1 protein-coding gene is annotated in these 1,592 nt (G+C 68.7%); it reads left to right on the top strand.

Going from position 1 to position 1,592, the window contains the following annotated elements; all coding sequences use genetic code 11:
* Positions 1-219 precede the first annotated feature (219 nt).
* On the top strand, positions 220-1,572 hold the full coding sequence (locus ABZ904_RS51205; protein WP_361831210.1) for an NADH-quinone oxidoreductase subunit D: 1,353 nt from the start codon (positions 220-222) through the stop codon (positions 1,570-1,572).
* Positions 1,573-1,592: the final 20 nt, after the last annotated feature.

The following is a 1,592-nucleotide window of genomic DNA, read 5'->3' as shown; positions in this document are numbered from 1 at the left end:
GCACGTCGTCTGGGCGCCCGATCGGAACCCAGCGGCCTGGCGGCCCCCGGTCCACGGCGACGAAAGCGGGAACCTCCAGGCGGAGACCGGTGGTCCGGCCAGGCAGGCGCATGACTGTCCGTTCCCGCCAGAAGGGCGCAATCCTGGATTTAGTGCCCGATTGCGTCGCACGCGGCACACGCGGACGCGATCGGCGACCACACGGAGGTCCCACAGCCGATGACCAGTCCCGAGCACGGAACAGCAGGCGCCCGCGACACCACCGAGGGCCACATCTACACGATCACCGGCGGCGACTGGGACGAACTTCTGGCCGCGGCGGAGAAGGCGGACGACGAGCGGATCATCGTGAACATGGGTCCGCAGCACCCCTCCACGCACGGCGTGCTGCGCCTGGTCCTGGAGATCGACGGCGAGACGGTGCGCGAGGCCCGCTGCGGCATCGGCTACCTGCACACCGGCATCGAGAAGAACATGGAGTTCCGCACCTGGGTGCAGGGCACGACGTTCGTGACCCGCATGGACTACCTGATGCCGCTGTTCAACGAGACGGCCTACTGCCTGGCGGTGGAGAAACTGCTCGGGATCACCGCCGACGTGCCGGAGCGGGCGACCGTCATCCGCGTGATGATGATGGAGCTCAACCGGATCTCCTCGCATCTGGTGGCCGTCGCCGCGGGCGGGATGGAGATCGGCTCCACCACGCTGATGGTCTACGGCTTTCGCGACCGGGAGGTCATCCTCGACATCTTCGAGCTGGTCACCGGCCTGCGCATGAACCACGGCTACGTCCGCCCCGGCGGGCTCGCGGAAGACCTTCCCCCGGGCGCGCTGGACCAGATCCGCGAGGGCGTGAGGCTGCTGCGCCAGCGGATGCCCGAGTACGACAAACTGGCGACCCACAACCCGGCCTTCAAGGCCCGCCTGCTCGACGTCGGCTACCTGGACCTTTCCGGCTGCATGGCGCTCGGCGCGACCGGTCCGATCCTGCGGGCCACCGGCCTGCCGCACGACCTGCGCAAAACGCAGCCCTACTGCGGCTACGAGAGTTACGACTTCGAGGTCGAGACCGCCGACACCTGCGACTCCTACGGCCGGTTCCTGATCCGGCTGCACGAGATGGAGCAGTCGCTGCGGATCGTGGAGCAGTGCCTGGAGCAGCTCAAGGGCGACGGGCCGACCGGCGTCGGCGGCAGCGTGATGGTCGCGGACAAGAAGATCGCGTGGCCGGCGCAGCTCTCACTTGGCGCGGACGGGCTGGGCAACTCCCTGGATTACATCCGCAAGATCATGGGGGAGTCCATGGAGGCGCTGATCTACCACTTCAAGCTGGTGACGGAGGGCTTCCACGTCCCGCCGGGCCAGGCCTACGCGGCGGTCGAATCGCCGCGAGGCGAGCTGGGCGTGCACGTCGTCTCCGACGGCGGCACCCGGCCGTACCGGGTGCACTTCCGCGACCCCAGCTTCACCAACCTGCAGGCGATGGCCGCGATGTGCGAGGGCGGGCAGGTCGCGGACGTCATCGTCGCGGTGGCGAGCATCGACCCGGTGATGGGAGGCGTGGACCGGTGAGAGCCACGCAAGTGTGGTCG

It is taken from the genome of Streptomyces sp. NPDC046900 (assembly GCF_040644975.1).
GTDB lineage: Bacteria > Actinomycetota > Actinomycetes > Streptomycetales > Streptomycetaceae > Streptomyces.
The sequence above is the reverse complement of the archived record's forward strand: the minus strand, read 5'-3'. Positions and strand labels throughout refer to the sequence as shown.